Raw genomic sequence first — 16,344 nt, 5'->3', positions numbered from 1 at the left:
ACAGATTTTCGATCAACGTAAGATTGATGTGGAACCTGTCTTTGGGCAGATAAAGGCTTATTTGGGTTACAAGAGATGTAACCTAAGAGGCAAGCGTCAGGTGAAAATTGACATGGGTTTAGTGCTCATGGCCAATAATCTCCTTAAATACAATAAGAGAACGGTTCAAATTTAAAAAGCTAGAGTTCCATAATTGGGAATCTCTAGCTTTTTTGTGACTGAGAACTATTTTGTCTCAGACTCTTGTTTTGGCTCCTTGTCAACTATAGTACATTTGCTAATGATAAGGGAAACTGATTTCTTTTAAAATTGATTTGGGAAAGGGTTAACAAAAGAATATTTTTTGGAAAAATGTTACAATGAGATGATAAATCAAAGGAGTCGTATATGGAACATAAAGAAAAAGATTTTAGCTTATCCTGGTTTTTCAGATGGTTCTTAGATAATAAGGCTATTACCGTATTTTTGGTTACTTTACTCATCGGTTTGAATATTTTTGTTCTGAGTAAAATTAGTTTCATTTTTACCCCAGTAATTGAATTTATTGGCGTGATTATGTTGCCGGTAATTTTGGCTGGTCTGCTTTATTATCTGCTTAATCCTATCGTTGATTTTATGGAAAAGTATAAAATCAATCGTTTAGTGGCCATTACAATCGTCTTTGTATTGATTGGTTTATTAATTGTATGGGGCTTGGCTGTTGCTATTCCAAATTTGCAGCATCAAGTGGTTAGTTTTTCCAAAAATGTTCCCACTTATCTCAAGCAAGCCAATAAAATGATTGATGATGTTTTGACCAACTATATTTCGGATGATTTGAAGCCACAGATTGAGGAGTTTACGAATAATCTATCTACTCAAATAGCTACGTGGGCCAGTAATTTTTCATCTAGAGCAGTCAATTGGGCTAGCAATTTGATTAGTACGGCTTCGCAAATCATTGTGGCCATTATCATTATGCCTTTTATCCTTTTCTACCTTCTACGTGATGGGAAAAATCTCAAAGGCTATGTGGTTCAGTTCTTACCTACTAAATTCCGCGAATCATTTGGTCAGGTCATGACGGATGTCAATACTCAGCTGGCTAATTATGTTCGTGGTCAGGTGACAGTAGCCATGATTGTGTCTTTTATGTTTATGATTCTTTTCAAAATCATCGGCCTACGTTATGGTGTGACTCTGGCTGTTGTTGCAGGAGTTTTGAACTTAGTACCTTATTTGGGAAGCTTTCTTGCCATGTTGCCGGCCTTAGTTCTAGGTTTGATTGCTGGACCGCTCATGCTTTTGAAGGTGATTGTTGTCTTTATTGTCGAACAGACGCTTGAAGGCCGTTTTGTTTCCCCGCTGATTTTGGGTAGCCAACTAAGTATTCATCCGATTACTATTTTATTTGTTTTGCTGACATCGGGTTCCATGTTTGGCATCTGGGGTGTTTTGTTGGGGATTCCTGCCTATGCCTCCGCCAAGGTTGCCATTACAGCGCTCTTTAAGTGGTACAAGAAGGTTAGCGGTTTGTATGAAGAAAGTGTTCAAGAACTAGGAGAAGACAGTGAGTAATAGCGAACAGATGCTAACAGCCCTGCAAAATCAAGATTTGGCACAAGCTGAGAAGTATTTTGAAGAGGCTCTGGTTCAAGATTCCAATCAAGAACTATTAGAGTTAGCCGATTACTTGGAAAGTATCGGCTTTTTCCCTCAGGCTAAGCGAATTTATGAGAAACTGGCTCCATTTTATCCGGAATCCTATATCAGTCTGGCAACAATTGCTGGTGACGATGGAGATTTGGAGGAGGCATTTGCCTATTTGGAGGAGATTGACCCGACTAGTGAATGGTATGTGGCGGCTCTCTTGGCCAAGGCTGATCTCTATCAGCTAGAAGGATTGCCAGATGTGGCTCGGGAGAAATTGCTGGAAGCTGCCCAACTGTCGGATGAACCTTTGGTGACATTTGGTTTGGCAGAAATTGAGTTTGAATTGGAAAATTTTGCCCAAGCCATCAAGGAATATGCTCAGTTGGATAATCGCTCTATCTACGAGCAGACAGGCGTATCTATCTATCAGCGAATCGGGCTTTGTTATGCCAGTCTGGGGAAAATCGAAGCAGCTATTGAATTTTTGGAAAAGGCTGTCGAGCTGGAATATGATGAAGAGACTGTCTATGAGTTGGCGGCTATCTTGTATGGTCAAGAGGAGTACCAAAAAGCCAATCTTTACTTCAAGCAGCTGGATACAATTTCACCAGATTTTGAAGGCTATGAGTATGCTTACGCGCAGTCTCTCCATGCAGAGCATAAGACTGAGGAAGCCTTGGCAATGACTGAGCAAGGCTTGACCAAAAATCCTTTCGAGACTCGCCTCTTGCTCCTTGCTTCGCAGCTATCTTATGAGCTGCATGATGTCGAACAGGCTGAGAACTACCTGCTAGCAGCTCAGGACAATGCTGATGATTTGGAGGAAATTGCTCTGCGCCTGACCAATCTCTATCTGGAGCAGGAACGTTACGAAGAAGTTTTAGCTTTTGAGAATCAGGATGTAGACAATGTCTTGACCCGCTGGAATCTGGCGCGTGCTTACCAGGCATTGGAAAACGTGGAGAAAGCTGGGGAGCTTTATCAGGAACTGGCAGCTGACTTGCAGGGAAATCCTGAATTTCTAGAAGAATTTGTTTATCTATTACGCGAGTTGGGTTGTGTGAAAGAAGCCAAAGTAGAGGCTGGCAAATATCTGAGTTTGGTTCCAGACGATACTGCTATGGCAGATTTGTACGAAAGTTTGTAGAATTTTCACTTCATAAAAAAGACGCAGAAATGATGCGTCTTTTTGAATAGCTTTATTGAAGGTTTAATTTATGTTTGCAAATGAAGTAAACAGCAAAATAGAAACCGATAATTTTGATGATTTCATAGATATAAGCAAAGGAGAATATAAATGATTTCAAAACTGACCTGCCTAAAAAAGTGTAGTATAATTCGTTGAACCAACCGAAGAAACCACCATTTGGAATGAAGAGACTGATGCTTCCCAAGATAATCCATAAAAGAAAAGCAAAAAGGATAGACATCAGAATGCGGTTATTTTTAAACAGATGGCCGATAGACATTGCCAAGTAAAGAAAGAGGATCCCGGAGACAAGTTGTAGAAATTGGCGAACGAGGTATAGAAGGATATAAGCGACATCCATATTTTTAAAGAAATCAAAAAGGTCAACAATATTTGTACGGCTGATAGTAAAAGCTGTGAACAAGAGGAAGAAGAAAGAAAGTCCCAGGCTGATGGTACAAAGAAGTGACCAAGTAATAGCAGTCAGTAGCTTAGCCAAAAGCACCTGATGGGTAGTCACTGGCAGCGTCCAGGTTAAGTATCCTTCGCGTCCAAAGATATTTTTATAAAAGCGAACAATCGTGATGATTATATTGGATAAATAAACACCAGAACCGGCAGAGACAAGAAGGAGCATCAAGAAGCCATAGAGAGCCCAGTAAACGGAGGTGCTTGAATCGTAGTTTGACTGAAGTTGGCTGGGGGTTGTGGTACTAGCTGCTGTAATTCCCATGAGAATCGATAGAGCGGTCAAGACAGCAAATAAGATCAAATACCATTTATAGGTGGCTTTAAATTCATATTTTAAAAGTTTTCCAAACATATCACTTTCTCTCTTTCTAATAAAGACGGAACTGGTAACGGAAGATTTCATCAATAGATTGCTGGTATCTTTGACGTAGATTTGCAGCATTTTCATGGATTAGAATGGATCCTTGGTTGATAAAAATAACTTCGTCCAAGATTGGCTCTATATCAGCAATTAAATGGGTGGAGATAATGACAGATGAGTGAGGAGAACGGTTTTGGATAATGGTTCTCAAAATGTAATCTCGTGCGGCAGGATCGACCCCACCGATAGGCTCGTCCAAAATATAAAGGTCAGCCTGACGACTCATGACTAAAATCAGCTGAACTTTTTCTTTATTTCCTTTGGAAAGATTTTTAAAAGAATCCTTCACATTGATATTGAGGTCATTTAAGAGTTGATAAGCTTTTGAAAGGTTGAAATCTTCGTAAAAATCTTGAAAGAATGTCAAAGCTTCTTCGACTTTTAGATTATCGTTTAAATAGCTTGTATCGGGAAGATAAGAGACGAATTTTTTAGATTCTGGCGAGGGAGTATTTCCTTTTAGATAAATAGTCCCAAATGTAGGCTGCAGTAAGCCGTTGATTAATTTGATGAGGGTGGTTTTTCCGCTCCCATTTGGTCCTAAGAGACCGACAATTTTGCCAGGCTGAATAGCTAGATTGACATTTGTCAGAGCTGCAGATTCTCCATAATTTTTCTGTACATGATCAAGATAAAGTAGTGGATAGGGATTCATAGGTATTTCCTTTATAGTGTTTTTATATTTATTATAGCTTTTCGCTTTTAAATATGCAAAGGATAATGGAAGTAATGGGCTTGGTCGTAGGGATATCTGTTTTTGTATTTAAATTCCTTCTTTGGAAATTTTCCTGTATAATAGAATTAGAAATAAAGCACGGGCATAAGGAGATAAATGTGGTCGTACAACTAGATACCAAGACTGTTTACACTTTTATGGACAGTCTGATTTCTATCAAAAAATATGTGAATCGTGCCAAGGAGTTGGGCTATAAAAGTCTGGGCGTGATGGATATAGATAACCTTTACGGCGCTTATCATTTTCTAGAGGAGGCGAAAGCAGCAGGTATTCAGCCTCTGCTGGGTCTGGAAATGGAAATTTTCAAAGATGGCGACCTTCTCAATCTGCGACTCTTAGCTCTGGATAGTCAGGGCTACCGCAACCTGATGAAAGTCTCTACTCTCAAGATGATGGGGCGTAAGAACTGGGAAGATTTCCAGCATCTCTTTAAAGGACTGGCTCTGATTGTGCCAGCTTTTGAAGGAGTGGATCGACTGGATCTTGGTTTGGATTTTTTTGTCGGGGTTTTTCCAGATACACCACGGCAGGATTTTGGTCGGTCTACCCTCCCTCTTCATACTGTCCGTTATTTTGAGCGGGGGGATTTGGAAACCCTGCAGATGCTGCGGGCGATTCGGGATAATATCAGCTTGAGAGAGGTTGGTCATTTACCCAGTCATGAATCCTTATTGACTCCAGATACTTTGGCGGAAGCTTTCGCTGAGAATTTTCCAGAGAGTCTGGCTAATCTGGATCAGCTGACGGCCTCAGTTCACTATGAAATTAATACTGAGTTGAAACTTCCGCGCTTCAATCCTGAGCGACCTGCAGTAGAGGAACTTCAGGAATTGGCCGAGGAAGGACTGCGTAAGCGAGGACGGACAGGAGCAGCCTACCAAGAAAGGCTGGCTCAGGAGTTGGCGGTTATCCACCAGATGGGCTTTGACGATTATTTTCTTATTGTCTGTGATTTGTTGCGCTTTGGCCGGAGTCAAGGTTATTATATGGGTATGGGTCGGGGATCGGCAGTCGGTAGTCTGGTAGCCTATGCTTTAGATATTACGGGCATTGACCCAGTAGAAAAGAACTTGCTCTTTGAACGCTTCCTAAATCTAGAGCGTTATACTATGCCTGATATTGATATCGATATTCCCGACGTTTACCGACCGGAGTTTATCCGCTATGTTCGCGACCGCTATGGCAGCATGCATGCTGCCCAGATTGTGACTTACTCAACTTTTGGTGCCAAACAGGCGATTCGGGATGTTTTTAAGCGCTATGGCCTGCCTGAGTACGAGCTGACGAATATTACTAGGAAGATCCGCTTTCAGGATAATCTGACCTCGGCTTATGAGAAGAACATAGCCTTTCGCCAGATTATCAACAGTAAACTGGAGTATCAGAAGGCTTTTGAAATTGCTAAGAAAATCGAAGGAAATCCACGTCAGACCTCTGTCCATGCAGCTGGGGTTGTCATGAGTGACGATGATTTGACCAACCAAATCCCTCTAAAATACGGGGAGGATATGTATATCACCCAATACGATGCCCATGGTGTGGAGAACAACGGCTTGCTCAAGATGGACTTTCTGGGCTTGCGTAATTTGACCTTTGTCCAGCGGATGAAGGAAGCAACCCTGAAAAAATATGAAGTAGACATCGAGATTGCAGAGATTGACTTAGAAGATGAAAAAACTCTACGACTTTTTGCAGCAGGTGATACTAAGGGGATTTTCCAGTTTGAGCAGCCGGGTGCTATCAGCCTGCTCAAGCGAGTCCAGCCCGTTCGCTTTGAAGAAGTAGTGGCCACTACTTCCCTCAACCGACCTGGCGCCAGCGACTACATTGATAACTTCGTCAAACGCAAGCATGGTCGGGAGCAGGTGGAGCTGATTGACCCTAGTCTAGAGGATATCTTGGCGCCAACCTACGGCATCATGCTCTATCAGGAGCAGGTCATGCAAGTGGCCCAGCGTTTTGGTGGCTTTAGTCTGGGCAAGGCCGATATTTTACGACGAGCTATGGGTAAGAAGAATGCAGCTGAAATGCACAAAATGGAAAAAGAATTTGTGATTGGAGCTGTAGAATTGGGACATTCGGAGGCCAAGGCCAAGGAAGTTTTTGCGATCATGGAAAAATTTGCCGGCTATGGCTTCAACCGCAGCCATGCCTATGCCTATTCAGCCCTGGCTTTTCAATTAGCTTATTTCAAGGCTCATTATCCAGACATTTTCTTTGATGTCATGCTCAATTACTCCAGCTCAGACTATATATCAGATGCCTTGCGCTTTGGCTTTGAGCTAGCTCCGCTGACTATTAATAATATTCCTTACAGAGATAAGTTTCAGGAGCGAAACATTTATCTAGGACTGAAAAATATCAAGGGCTTGCCACGGGATTTTGCCTACTGGATTTTAGAAGAACGCCAGACGAAGCCATTCAGCAGTGTGGAAGATTTCATATTGCGTCTTCCGCAGAATTATCACAAGCTGTCGCTTTTAACCTCCTTGGTTCAACTAGGCCTCTTTGATGTTTTTGAGCCAAATCGGCAGAAAGTTCTGGCTAATCTGCCCAATCTTTTTGTCTTTGCCGATGAGCTGGGCAGTCTTTTTGCGGATACTAGCTATTCATGGACAGAAGTTCAGGATTTCAGTGCTGCGGAGAAGTTTGAGCAGGAACAGGCTCTGATTGGGATTGGTCTTAGTGATCATCCGCTCATTAGCCTAGCCAAGAAAGCTAGCCAGCCCTTTGTTTGGATTGAAGAATTGACTGAGAATAGCCGTGCGACTATTCTGGTGGAGGTTCAGTCCATCAAGGTCATTCGCACCAAAAATGGTGAAAATATGGCCTTTATCCAAGTGACGGATACCAAGAAGAAGTTGGATGTGACCCTCTTTCCAGAAACTTACCGCCATTTTTCTAAGCTGATCAAGGAAAAGGGGTATTACTATCTAACTGGTAAAATTCAGGAAAGAGATGGACGCCTGCAGATGATTTTAGCAGAGGCGGCAGAAGCTAGCGCGGAACGTTTTTGGATTCAACTGGCTGATCGCAGTCAAGACCGACAAATTGCAGAAATCTTACAGCGCTATCCAGGCAATATCCCAGTGGTGTTGCGTTATGAGCATGAAAAGAAAACCGTCCCTGCATCAGGATTTCATGTTCAAAAATCAGACCAGCTTCAAGAGGAACTGGAAAATTTTAGTATGAAAACGGTTTTTCGCTAAAAAATATGGAAAATCAGAGAATTTTTAGCCCGATTGTGGTATAATCAATTAGAACGTTAAAAAGATAAGGAGCAAGAAAACGAAATGAAACGTATTGCTGTTTTAACTAGTGGTGGTGATGCCCCTGGTATGAATGCTGCCATCCGTGCAGTTGTTCGTAAGGCAATTGCCGAAGGGATGGAAGTTTACGGAATTTATGATGGATACGCGGGAATGGTTGCAGGAGAAATCTACCCGCTTGATGCCACTTCAGTTGGAGACATTATTTCTCGTGGTGGTACCTTCCTTCACTCAGCTCGTTACCCAGAATTTGCCCAACTCGAAGGACAATTAAAAGGAATTGAGCAACTTAAAAAACATGGTATCGAAGGTGTTGTCGTTATCGGTGGTGACGGTTCATATCATGGTGCGATGCGCTTAACTGAGCATGGATTCCCAGCTGTTGGTGTGCCGGGGACCATTGACAATGACATCGTCGGAACAGACTTCACTATCGGTTTTGATACAGCGGTTACCACAGCCATGGAAGCGATCGATAAGATTCGGGATACCTCTTCCAGTCACCGTCGGACCTTTGTAATTGAAGTAATGGGCCGTAATGCAGGTGATATTGCACTTTGGGCTGGTATTGCCTCTGGTGCAGATGAAATTATCATTCCTGAAGAAAATTTCAAAATGGAAGAAGTCGTTGAGAGTATCAAGCAGGGCTATGCCAAAGGTAAGAAGCACAATATCATCGTCTTGGCTGAAGGCGTGATGTCAGCAGACGAGTTTGCTAAGAAGCTGAAGGAAGCCAGTGATATGGATAATCTGCGTGTGACAGAGCTTGGCCATATCCAGCGTGGTGGTTCACCAACTGCTCGCGACCGTGTTCTCGCTTCACGTTTGGGGGCTCATGCCGTTTCTCTTCTTAAGAAAGGAATCGGTGGGGTTGCTGTTGGTATTCGTAACGAGCAAATGGTTGAAACACCAATTCTCGGTACAGAAGAAGAAGGCGCTCTGTTCAGTTTGAAAGAAGATGGCAAGATTGTGGTTAACACTCCGCATAAGGCCGATCTTGGCTTGGCTGAACTCAACCGCAGCATCACTATTTAATTGTAAATAAGGGTCATAGAGACCAAAATATAGAAGGAGTTTCATAAAATCATGAATAAACGCGTAAAAATCGTTGCAACCTTAGGTCCTGCGGTAGAAATCCGCGGCGGTAAAAAATTTGGTGAAGACGGATATTGGGGTGAAAAACTTGATGTTGAAGCATCAGCACAAAATATCGCCAAATTAATTCAAGCAGGAGCAAATACTTTCCGCTTTAACTTCTCACATGGTGACCATCAAGAACAAGGTGAACGTATGGCTACTGTAAAACGTGCGGAAGAAATCGCTGGTCAAAAAGTTGGTTTCCTTCTTGACACCAAAGGACCTGAAATCCGTACAGAGCTGTTTGAAGGCGATGCAAAAGAGTATTCATACAAGACTGGTGAAAAAATCCGTGTTGCTACCAAACAAGGCATCAAATCTACTCGTGAAGTCATTGCTTTGAATGTTGCTGGTGCGCTTGACATCTATGATGACGTTGAGATTGGAAAACAAGTGCTTGTTGATGACGGAAAACTTGGTCTTCGCGTAATTGGTAAGGATGACTCAACTCGTGAATTTGAAGTAGAAGTTGAAAACGATGGTGTTATTGCGAAACAAAAAGGTGTAAACATCCCGAATACTAAGATTCCTTTCCCAGCACTTGCTGAGCGTGACAACGCTGACATCCGCTTCGGTCTTGAGCAAGGTATCAACTTTATCGCGATTTCATTCGTTCGTACTGCAAAAGACGTCAATGAAGTTCGTGCAATCTGTGAAGAAACTGGTAACGGTCACGTTCAATTGTTCGCTAAAATCGAAAACCAACAAGGTATTGACAACTTGGACGAAATCATTGAAGCGGCTGACGGTATCATGGTTGCCCGTGGTGACATGGGTATCGAAGTGCCATTTGAAATGGTTCCAGTTCACCAAAAGAGAATCATTACTAAAGTAAATGCAGCTGGTAAAGTAGTTATCACAGCAACAAACATGTTGGAAACTATGACTGAAAAACCACGTGCAACTCGTTCTGAAGTTTCTGACGTGTTTAACGCAGTTATTGATGGTACTGATGCAACTATGCTTTCAGGTGAGTCTGCAAATGGTAAATACCCACTTGAGTCTGTTACAGCGATGGCAACTATTGATAAGAATGCCCAAACTCTTCTGAATGAATACGGCCGTCTTTCAACTGCTAACTTTGAACGTCATTCTAAGACTGAAGTTATGGCTTCAGCTGTTAAAGATGCTACTAGCTCAATGGATATTAAGTTGGTTGTTACTCTTACTAAGACTGGTCACACAGCCCGTTTGATTTCTAAATACCGTCCAAATGCTGATATTTTGGCAATCACTTTTGATGAATTGACTGAGCGTGGTTTGATGCTGAACTGGGGTGTTATTCCAGTCTTGACTGAGCGTCCATCTACAACAGATGATATGTTTGATATTGCTGAGAAAATTGCTGTAGAGCAAGGCTTGGTTGAATCTGGTGATGATATCGTTATTGTTGCTGGTGTGCCACTTGGTGAGGCTGTTCGTACCAATACAATGCGTATCCGTACAGTTCGTTAATCTGAATCATTTTATAAGCTGATAGTTTTAAACTATCGGCTTTTTCTTTTCAGTAAACTAGCGACTAGCTAAATCAAGCTTGCAAAAGGTAGTGTAGGATTTATTGGTCTTGCTTACAAGGGGTATCAAAGCAATATTTTGAACGGCCTTCAGGTCGCTGTCTGTTACTAAAAGTAAAAGAAAAAACGAGAATAGGCATAAGTTTTAATTTAGATTAGTTGGTTAAACTATTTTAAAAACAAAACTATCTTTAATTCTTATGTTATAAGACATAACATAAGAATTAAAAAACTCTTGCATAAACTTACGAAAAGATGTATAATATAAAACAATTAAAGATAGGTAAGAGGTGCTGACATGACCGAATACAAGACAAAATTGCATCATAAGGGCCGTGAATATTACTATACTGATTTAAAACAAGCGAGTAAAGAATTAGGAGGAGATTTAGAGAAAATTCCTTACTCGATTCGTATATTACTTGAAAGTGTTCTTCGTAAGGAAGATGGAGTGGATGTTACAAAAAATCACATATCTTCTTTGGCGAACTATTGTGCAGCATCTCCTAAAGGAGAAGTTCCTTTTAAGCCTAGTCGTGTGATTTTACAGGATTTTACGGGTGTACCAGTTGTAGTCGATCTGGCTAGTATGCGGGATGCTATCGTGGGTCAGGGTGGAAGCGCTGATTTAATCAATCCTGAGATTCCGGTGGATTTGGTTATTGACCACAGTGTTCAGGTTGACTTTTATGGTTGTGAAACGGCGCTAGAAGAAAATATCAACAAAGAATTTATTCGCAATAATGAACGCTATGAATTTCTTAAATGGGCAGAAAACTCTTTTGATAATTATCGGGCGGTTCCTCCTGCCACAGGCATTATCCATCAGGTCAATATTGAATTCCTCAGTGATGTCATCATCGAAAAGGATGGTCAGCTCTATCCAGACAGCATGTTTGGGACTGACAGCCATACGACCATGATTAATGGTATCGGCGTTCTGGGCTGGGGTGTCGGCGGGATTGAGGCTGAGGCAGCCATGCTGGGTGAGGCTTCCTATTTCCCAGTGCCTGAAGTCATCGGTGTTCGCTTGCTGGGTAAATTACCGAAGATTGCGACGGCGACAGATCTGGCTTTAAAGGTCACGCAAATCTTGCGGCAGGAAAATGTTGTTGGTAAATTTGTCGAGTTCTTTGGATCTGGTTTGGCCAATCTGAGTCTGGCTGACCGTGCAACGGTTGCTAATATGGCACCAGAATACGGAGCTACCTGTGGCTATTTTCCGATAGATGAGGAAACGCTCAACTACATGCGCCTGACCAATCGATCAGAAGATCACATTGAGCTGACTCGTCTCTATGCTCAAAAAAATCATCTCTTCTATAAAGAAACGGTGGAGCCGATGTATACGAAAGTAGTTGAGATTGATTTATCCAGCATTGTGCCGAGTATCTCAGGACCTAAGCGGCCCCAAGATTTGATTGAGTTGACAGCTGCTAAAGAAGAATTTCAAGCTAGTCTGGTCAGAGAAGCTGGTGTCCGAGGCTTTGGCCTAGATGAGAGCGAGCTAGAAAAGTCTGCAGTAGTCCAGTTTTCTGACCATGAGGAGACGATTAAAACGGGTCATGTGGCCATCGCAGCCATTACCAGCTGTACTAACACATCCAATCCTTATGTACTCATGGCGGCGGGACTTTTGGCTAAAAATGCGGTGGAAAAAGGCCTGCGCGTTTCAAAGGCGGTCAAGACTTCCTTGGCTCCCGGCAGCAAGGTAGTTACAGGCTATCTCAAAAAGAGTGGCTTGCAAGTTTATTTAGACCAGCTTGGATTCAACGTTGTCGGCTATGGCTGTACCACTTGTATTGGAAATTCAGGAAATCTTTTACCCGAAGTAGCCCAAGCGATTACGGACAGCGACTTGTTAGCTAGTGCTGTTCTTTCAGGAAATCGGAATTTTGAAGGGCGGATCAATCCTCTAGTCAAGGCAAATTTCCTAGCCAGCCCACCTCTAGTGGTTGCTTATGCCTTAGCTGGAAATACCAATATTGATCTAACCAGAGAGCCATTGGGCTATGACCAAAAGGGACAGCCTGTTTACTTGGCGGATATTATGCCAGATCACGACTTAGTTGCAGATTATGTACAAAAATATGTGACGCGTCAGCTTTTTGAAAAAGAATACGCTCATGTGTTCGATGACAACGAAAAATGGAATCAGATTCCGACGACTAAATCCAAAATTTATAATTGGAATCAGGCTTCTACCTATATCCAAAATCCACCTTATTTTGATGGCTTAGGTGATGATTTAGCTATTCAGCCTTTGGAAAATCTGGCTGTTCTGGCGAAATTTGGGGATACGGTGACGACAGACCATATCTCCCCAGCAGGAAATATCGCAAGAAATAGTCCGGCGGCTTCATATTTGGTTGAACACGGAGTGGACTATCAAGAGTTTAATTCCTATGGCAGCCGCCGAGGCAATCACGAGGTCATGATGCGGGGAACGTTTGCGAATATTCGGATTAAAAATGAATTGGTAGATGGAAAAATTGGCGGCTATACAAATTATAAGGGTGAATTGATGTCAATTTATGAGGCAGCCATGCGCTATAAGGGCGATAAAATTGATACCATTGTCCTAGCAGGAAAAGACTATGGCATGGGCTCTAGTCGTGACTGGGCAGCTAAGGGAGCTAATCTTTTAGGTGTCAAGGTGGTTCTAGCAGAAAGTTTTGAAAGAATTCACCGCTCTAATCTGGTTATGATGGGAATTCTCCCGCTTCAGTATCTGGAGGGTGAGAATGCTGAAAGCCTTGGTTTGACTGGGAAAGAGACATTCAATATTGAACTGCCTCAGAATCCTCAAGTAGGTCAGATAGTTAAGGTTGTGGCTAGAAATGCTGAAAAAGAGCTCGCATTTAAGGTGCGTTTACGTTTTGATGCTGATGCGGATATTCGTTACTACAGAAACGGCGGCATTTTGCCGATGGTCGTTAGAAAGAAATTACAAGGGGTGTGAATATGAGTCAGACGGATGGTTTAAAAGATACAATCGCCTGTGATACGAGAATCAGCCAGATTGTGGATGACTCCCTGTCCTATGCAGGTTATAATATTTCAGAATTGATGGAGCATAATGCAAGCTTTGAAGAGGTGATTTATCTGCTGTGGAATTTGCATTTGCCTACTCAGATTGAACTCAAGCGTTTTATGGATGATTTGCGAGCCAATTATGCCATTAGCGACGCAGTGGAGCAGTGCCTTCTCATCCAGTCACGAAAGCATTTGCATCCGATGAGTGTTTTACGTTCAACGGTTAGTCTTCTGGGGGTTTACAATGTCCATGCGGAGGAAACATCCCTTGAAGCAACCTATGAACAAAGCATTCAGCTTATGGCCAAGATGCCGACTATAATCGCAGCCTTTGCTAGATTGAGGACAGGTCATACTCCGATTGAGCCACGAGAGGATCTAGGTTTTGCGGCTAATTTCCTCTATATGCTCAAAGGAGAGGAAGCAAGTGAGCTTGAAGTTGAGGCCTTTAATCGTGCTCTGGTGCTTCATGCTGATCATGAACTCAATGCTTCCACTTTTGCAGCACGGGTCTGTGCCTCTACTCTGACTGATATTTATTCCTGCGTGACGGCGGCGGTCGGAGCGCTAAAAGGCTCGCTTCATGGCGGTGCCAATGAATGCGTTTTTGATATGCTAAAGGAAATCAGAGAAGAGGGAAATACACAGGCTTATCTAGAGCGAAAACTGGCTTCCCATGAGAAAATCATGGGCTTTGGTCACCGAGTTTATAAAACTCAGGATCCTCGGGAGAAGTATCTGCGAGAAATGGCAGAGAAGTTGACCAAGGGAACAGAAAATGAAGTCTGGTACCAGCTTTCAGAAGAAATCGAAGATTACATGAAACATACCAAACATCTGATTCCCAACGTCGATTTTTATTCGGCTACGGTTTATCATGTGTTGGGCATTGATAGCAGCATCTACACTCTTATTTTTGCCATGAGTCGGGTGTCTGGCTGGATTGCTCATGTTCAGGAACAACGCAAGAATAATAAACTGATTCGTCCGCGTTCCAACTATATTGGTGCTCAGAATTTGGAGTACCTCCCAATTGGAAGGAGATAAGATGGCAGATAAGATTTCGTTTGAGAAGGGGAAGCTGTTGGTGCCAGATGCGCCCCTTATTCCCTACATTGAAGGGGATGGAGTTGGGGTAGATATCTGGGAGAATGCCCAGCTGGTCTTTGACAAGGCCGTAGAAAAGGCCTATGGTGGACAGAGACGGATTGTCTGGAAGGAAGTTTTGGCTGGTAAAAAAGCGGCAGACTTGAAGGGAGAATGGCTGCCGGATGACACGCTGGCAACGATTAAGAGCCATCTAGTAGCTATCAAGGGGCCGCTAGAAACCCCTGTCGGAGAAGGCATCCGTTCGCTGAATGTCGCCCTAAGGCAGGAATTAGACCTCTATGCCTGCCTGCGACCAGTTCGTTATTTCAAAGGTGTTCCCAGTCCGCTCAAGCACCCAGAGAAAACAGATATCACGATTTTTCGGGAAAATACCGAGGACATCTATGCTGGGATCGAGTGGGAGAGCGGATCGGTTGCTGTTAAAAAAGTTATAGATTTCCTGCAGAAGGACATGCAGGTTGACAAGATTCGCTTCCCAGAAAGCTCAGCTATTGGGATTAAGCCTATTTCTAGACAGGGAAGTGAGCGGCTGATACGGGCGGCCATTGACTATGCGTTAGCAAAAGGGCTGACGCGGGTAACGCTGGTTCACAAGGGAAATATCCAAAAATTTACCGAAGGCGGCTTTCGGAAATGGGGCTATGAATTGGCTCAAAGAGAGTATGCGAACGAGCTTGCTGCTGGGAAATTAGTCATTCAGGATGTTATTGCGGATAATTTTCTGCAGCAGATTTTGCTCTATCCAGAGAAATTTGACGTTGTTGCCTTGACCAATCTAAACGGTGATTATGCTAGCGATGCCTTGGCTGCTCAAGTCGGTGGCATTGGTATTGCGCCAGGAGCCAATATCAATTACGAGACCGGCCATGCTATTTTTGAAGCTACTCATGGGACAGCGCCAGATATAGCGGGTCAAAATAAAGCTAATCCTTGTTCGCTTCTTTTCTCGGGTGCCCTGCTTTTTGACTATATTGGCTGGTCGGAAGCGACTCATCTCCTTACTCATGCTATTGAGAGGGCTCTCTTTGAGCAAAAAGTAACAGGGGATTTTGCCAGTCAGCTAGAAGGAATAGATGCCTTATCAACGAGTGACTTTGCTCAGGTTTTGTTAACATACATAGAAGAGCAAAAATAGAGGAAAGTATGCTTTAGTGAGGTGAATCAGATTTTGCTGGGATTTGCCAAAGAATAAATTGGTGCGACGTTCATCGGTAAGTAAGCAGTAGGGCTTGAATGTGTTGAGAAGGTTTACTTTAAGTTTTTCTAAAGATTTCTATAAGAAATGGTTAAGCTGAAAGCCTTATACTAGTGTCAACAAATAAGAAACGAGGGCAGTCCAATGACATATAAAGTTAAAGTAAATTATAAGAAATCATTCATCCGCTCCAAGCTAAAATCGGCAGTCTAACCAGTATTCGTAAAAGAGGCAAGAAATAGATCCCCGCATAAAAATCTCACTAATTTTTCATATCATCTCCTAAATATAAAAAAACCTTTTAAAAACCAAATTATCCAAAGAACAGGAAAACTCCTCTGTAAGCTGAGAGTCTAGCTAACAGAGGAGATTTTTTTATTTGTGACTTTCAGTCCGTCTCGCTCCGTTAGGTGCGAGACAAATAAACCACCCGCTATGCGGGTGCGCGTTGAAGGTTATACCAAAAACTCCAAACGCGATACAATAAAGGTGTTCAAGCCAATTGTAAAGCGAAAGGAGAAAAATATGGCACAAAAGGCACATAGTTTATCACACACAAAGTGGATGTGTAAATATCACATTGTGTTCACCCCTAAGTATAGACGAAAAGTAATCTATAATCAATATCGAAGTA

General features: G+C 42.6%; 12 protein-coding genes. 10 read left to right on the top strand and 2 right to left on the bottom strand.

Features of this window, described 5'->3' with window-relative positions; all coding sequences use genetic code 11:
* The 3 genes from FZ952_RS11010 to FZ952_RS11000 all read left to right on the top strand — a co-directional run.
* On the top strand, positions 1-175 hold a 175-nt coding region (locus FZ952_RS11010; protein ID WP_148880494.1), incomplete at its 5' end, for a transposase.
* Between the two features lie 212 nt (positions 176-387).
* Positions 388-1,557, top strand: a complete 1,170-nt coding sequence (locus tag FZ952_RS11005) for an AI-2E family transporter (protein WP_148881689.1) — start codon at positions 388-390, stop codon at positions 1,555-1,557.
* The gene (locus tag FZ952_RS11000; RefSeq protein ID WP_148881688.1) at positions 1,550-2,779 is read left to right on the top strand and encodes a tetratricopeptide repeat protein; all 1,230 of its coding nucleotides are present in this window, start codon (positions 1,550-1,552) and stop codon (positions 2,777-2,779) included. Before FZ952_RS11005 ends, FZ952_RS11000 begins: the two co-directional genes overlap by 8 nt.
* Positions 2,780-2,831: 52 nt before the next feature.
* Here FZ952_RS11000 and FZ952_RS10995 read toward each other — a convergent pair whose 3' ends face one another.
* Both FZ952_RS10995 and FZ952_RS10990 read right to left on the bottom strand, forming a co-directional pair.
* Positions 2,832-3,644, bottom strand: a complete 813-nt coding sequence (locus FZ952_RS10995; protein ID WP_148881687.1) for a lantibiotic ABC transporter permease — start codon at positions 3,642-3,644, stop codon at positions 2,832-2,834.
* A 16-nt stretch (positions 3,645-3,660) separates the two neighbouring features.
* On the bottom strand, positions 3,661-4,368 hold the full coding sequence (locus FZ952_RS10990; RefSeq protein WP_148881686.1) for an ABC transporter ATP-binding protein: 708 nt from the start codon (positions 4,366-4,368) through the stop codon (positions 3,661-3,663).
* Positions 4,369-4,547: 179 nt separating this feature from the next.
* Between FZ952_RS10990 and FZ952_RS10985 the strand changes: the two genes are divergently transcribed.
* The 7 genes from FZ952_RS10985 to FZ952_RS10955 all read left to right on the top strand — a co-directional run.
* A complete protein-coding gene (locus tag FZ952_RS10985) occupies positions 4,548-7,658 on the top strand; it encodes a DNA polymerase III subunit alpha (protein ID WP_262366362.1) in 3,111 nt (1,036 codons plus the stop codon).
* Between the two features lie 84 nt (positions 7,659-7,742).
* Complete coding sequence (gene pfkA, locus FZ952_RS10980; protein ID WP_148881684.1) at positions 7,743-8,753, top strand: 6-phosphofructokinase; 1,011 nt, start codon at positions 7,743-7,745, stop codon at positions 8,751-8,753.
* A gap of 51 nt (positions 8,754-8,804) precedes the next feature.
* Entirely contained in the window at positions 8,805-10,310 is a 1,506-nt protein-coding gene (gene pyk / locus FZ952_RS10975) for a pyruvate kinase (RefSeq protein WP_062199772.1), read from the top strand.
* Positions 10,311-10,667: 357 nt separating this feature from the next.
* Positions 10,668-13,331 carry an aconitate hydratase AcnA gene (gene acnA / locus FZ952_RS10970; RefSeq protein WP_148881683.1) on the top strand — a complete coding sequence of 888 codons (2,664 nt, stop codon included), beginning with the start codon at positions 10,668-10,670 and terminating at the stop codon, positions 13,329-13,331.
* A gap of 2 nt (positions 13,332-13,333) precedes the next feature.
* Positions 13,334-14,452, top strand: coding sequence for a citrate synthase (locus FZ952_RS10965; RefSeq protein WP_148881690.1), 1,119 nt, complete (start codon positions 13,334-13,336; stop codon positions 14,450-14,452).
* Positions 14,439-15,650: an NADP-dependent isocitrate dehydrogenase gene (icd, locus tag FZ952_RS10960; RefSeq protein ID WP_187423918.1), complete on the top strand. Its 1,212-nt coding sequence runs from the start codon at positions 14,439-14,441 to the stop codon at positions 15,648-15,650. The genes FZ952_RS10965 and icd overlap by 14 nt, the downstream gene beginning before the upstream one ends.
* Positions 15,651-16,235: 585 nt before the next feature.
* A partial coding sequence (locus FZ952_RS10955; RefSeq protein ID WP_026216338.1) for a transposase occupies positions 16,236-16,344 on the top strand: 109 nt, incomplete at its 3' end.

Origin of the sequence: Streptococcus sp. Marseille-P7376 (genome assembly GCF_902460385.1) — a bacterium.
Classification (GTDB): Bacteria; Bacillota; Bacilli; order Lactobacillales; family Streptococcaceae; genus Streptococcus; species Streptococcus sinensis.
This window is presented reverse-complemented; position numbering and strand designations above follow the sequence as displayed.

What these genes read in the sequence shown, in the direction of transcription:
- FZ952_RS11005 (WP_148881689.1), top strand. Translation starts at nt 388, where the DNA reads ATGGAACATAAAGAAAAAGATTTTAGCTTATCCTGGTTTTTCAGATGG.
- FZ952_RS10995 (WP_148881687.1), bottom strand. Translation starts at nt 3,644, where the DNA reads ATGTTTGGAAAACTTTTAAAATATGAATTTAAAGCCACCTATAAATGG.
- FZ952_RS10990 (WP_148881686.1), bottom strand. Translation starts at nt 4,368, where the DNA reads ATGAATCCCTATCCACTACTTTATCTTGATCATGTACAGAAAAATTAT.
- pfkA (WP_148881684.1), top strand. Translation starts at nt 7,743, where the DNA reads ATGAAACGTATTGCTGTTTTAACTAGTGGTGGTGATGCCCCTGGTATG.
- pyk (WP_062199772.1), top strand. Translation starts at nt 8,805, where the DNA reads ATGAATAAACGCGTAAAAATCGTTGCAACCTTAGGTCCTGCGGTAGAA.
- acnA (WP_148881683.1), top strand. Translation starts at nt 10,668, where the DNA reads ATGACCGAATACAAGACAAAATTGCATCATAAGGGCCGTGAATATTAC.
- FZ952_RS10965 (WP_148881690.1), top strand. Translation starts at nt 13,334, where the DNA reads ATGAGTCAGACGGATGGTTTAAAAGATACAATCGCCTGTGATACGAGA.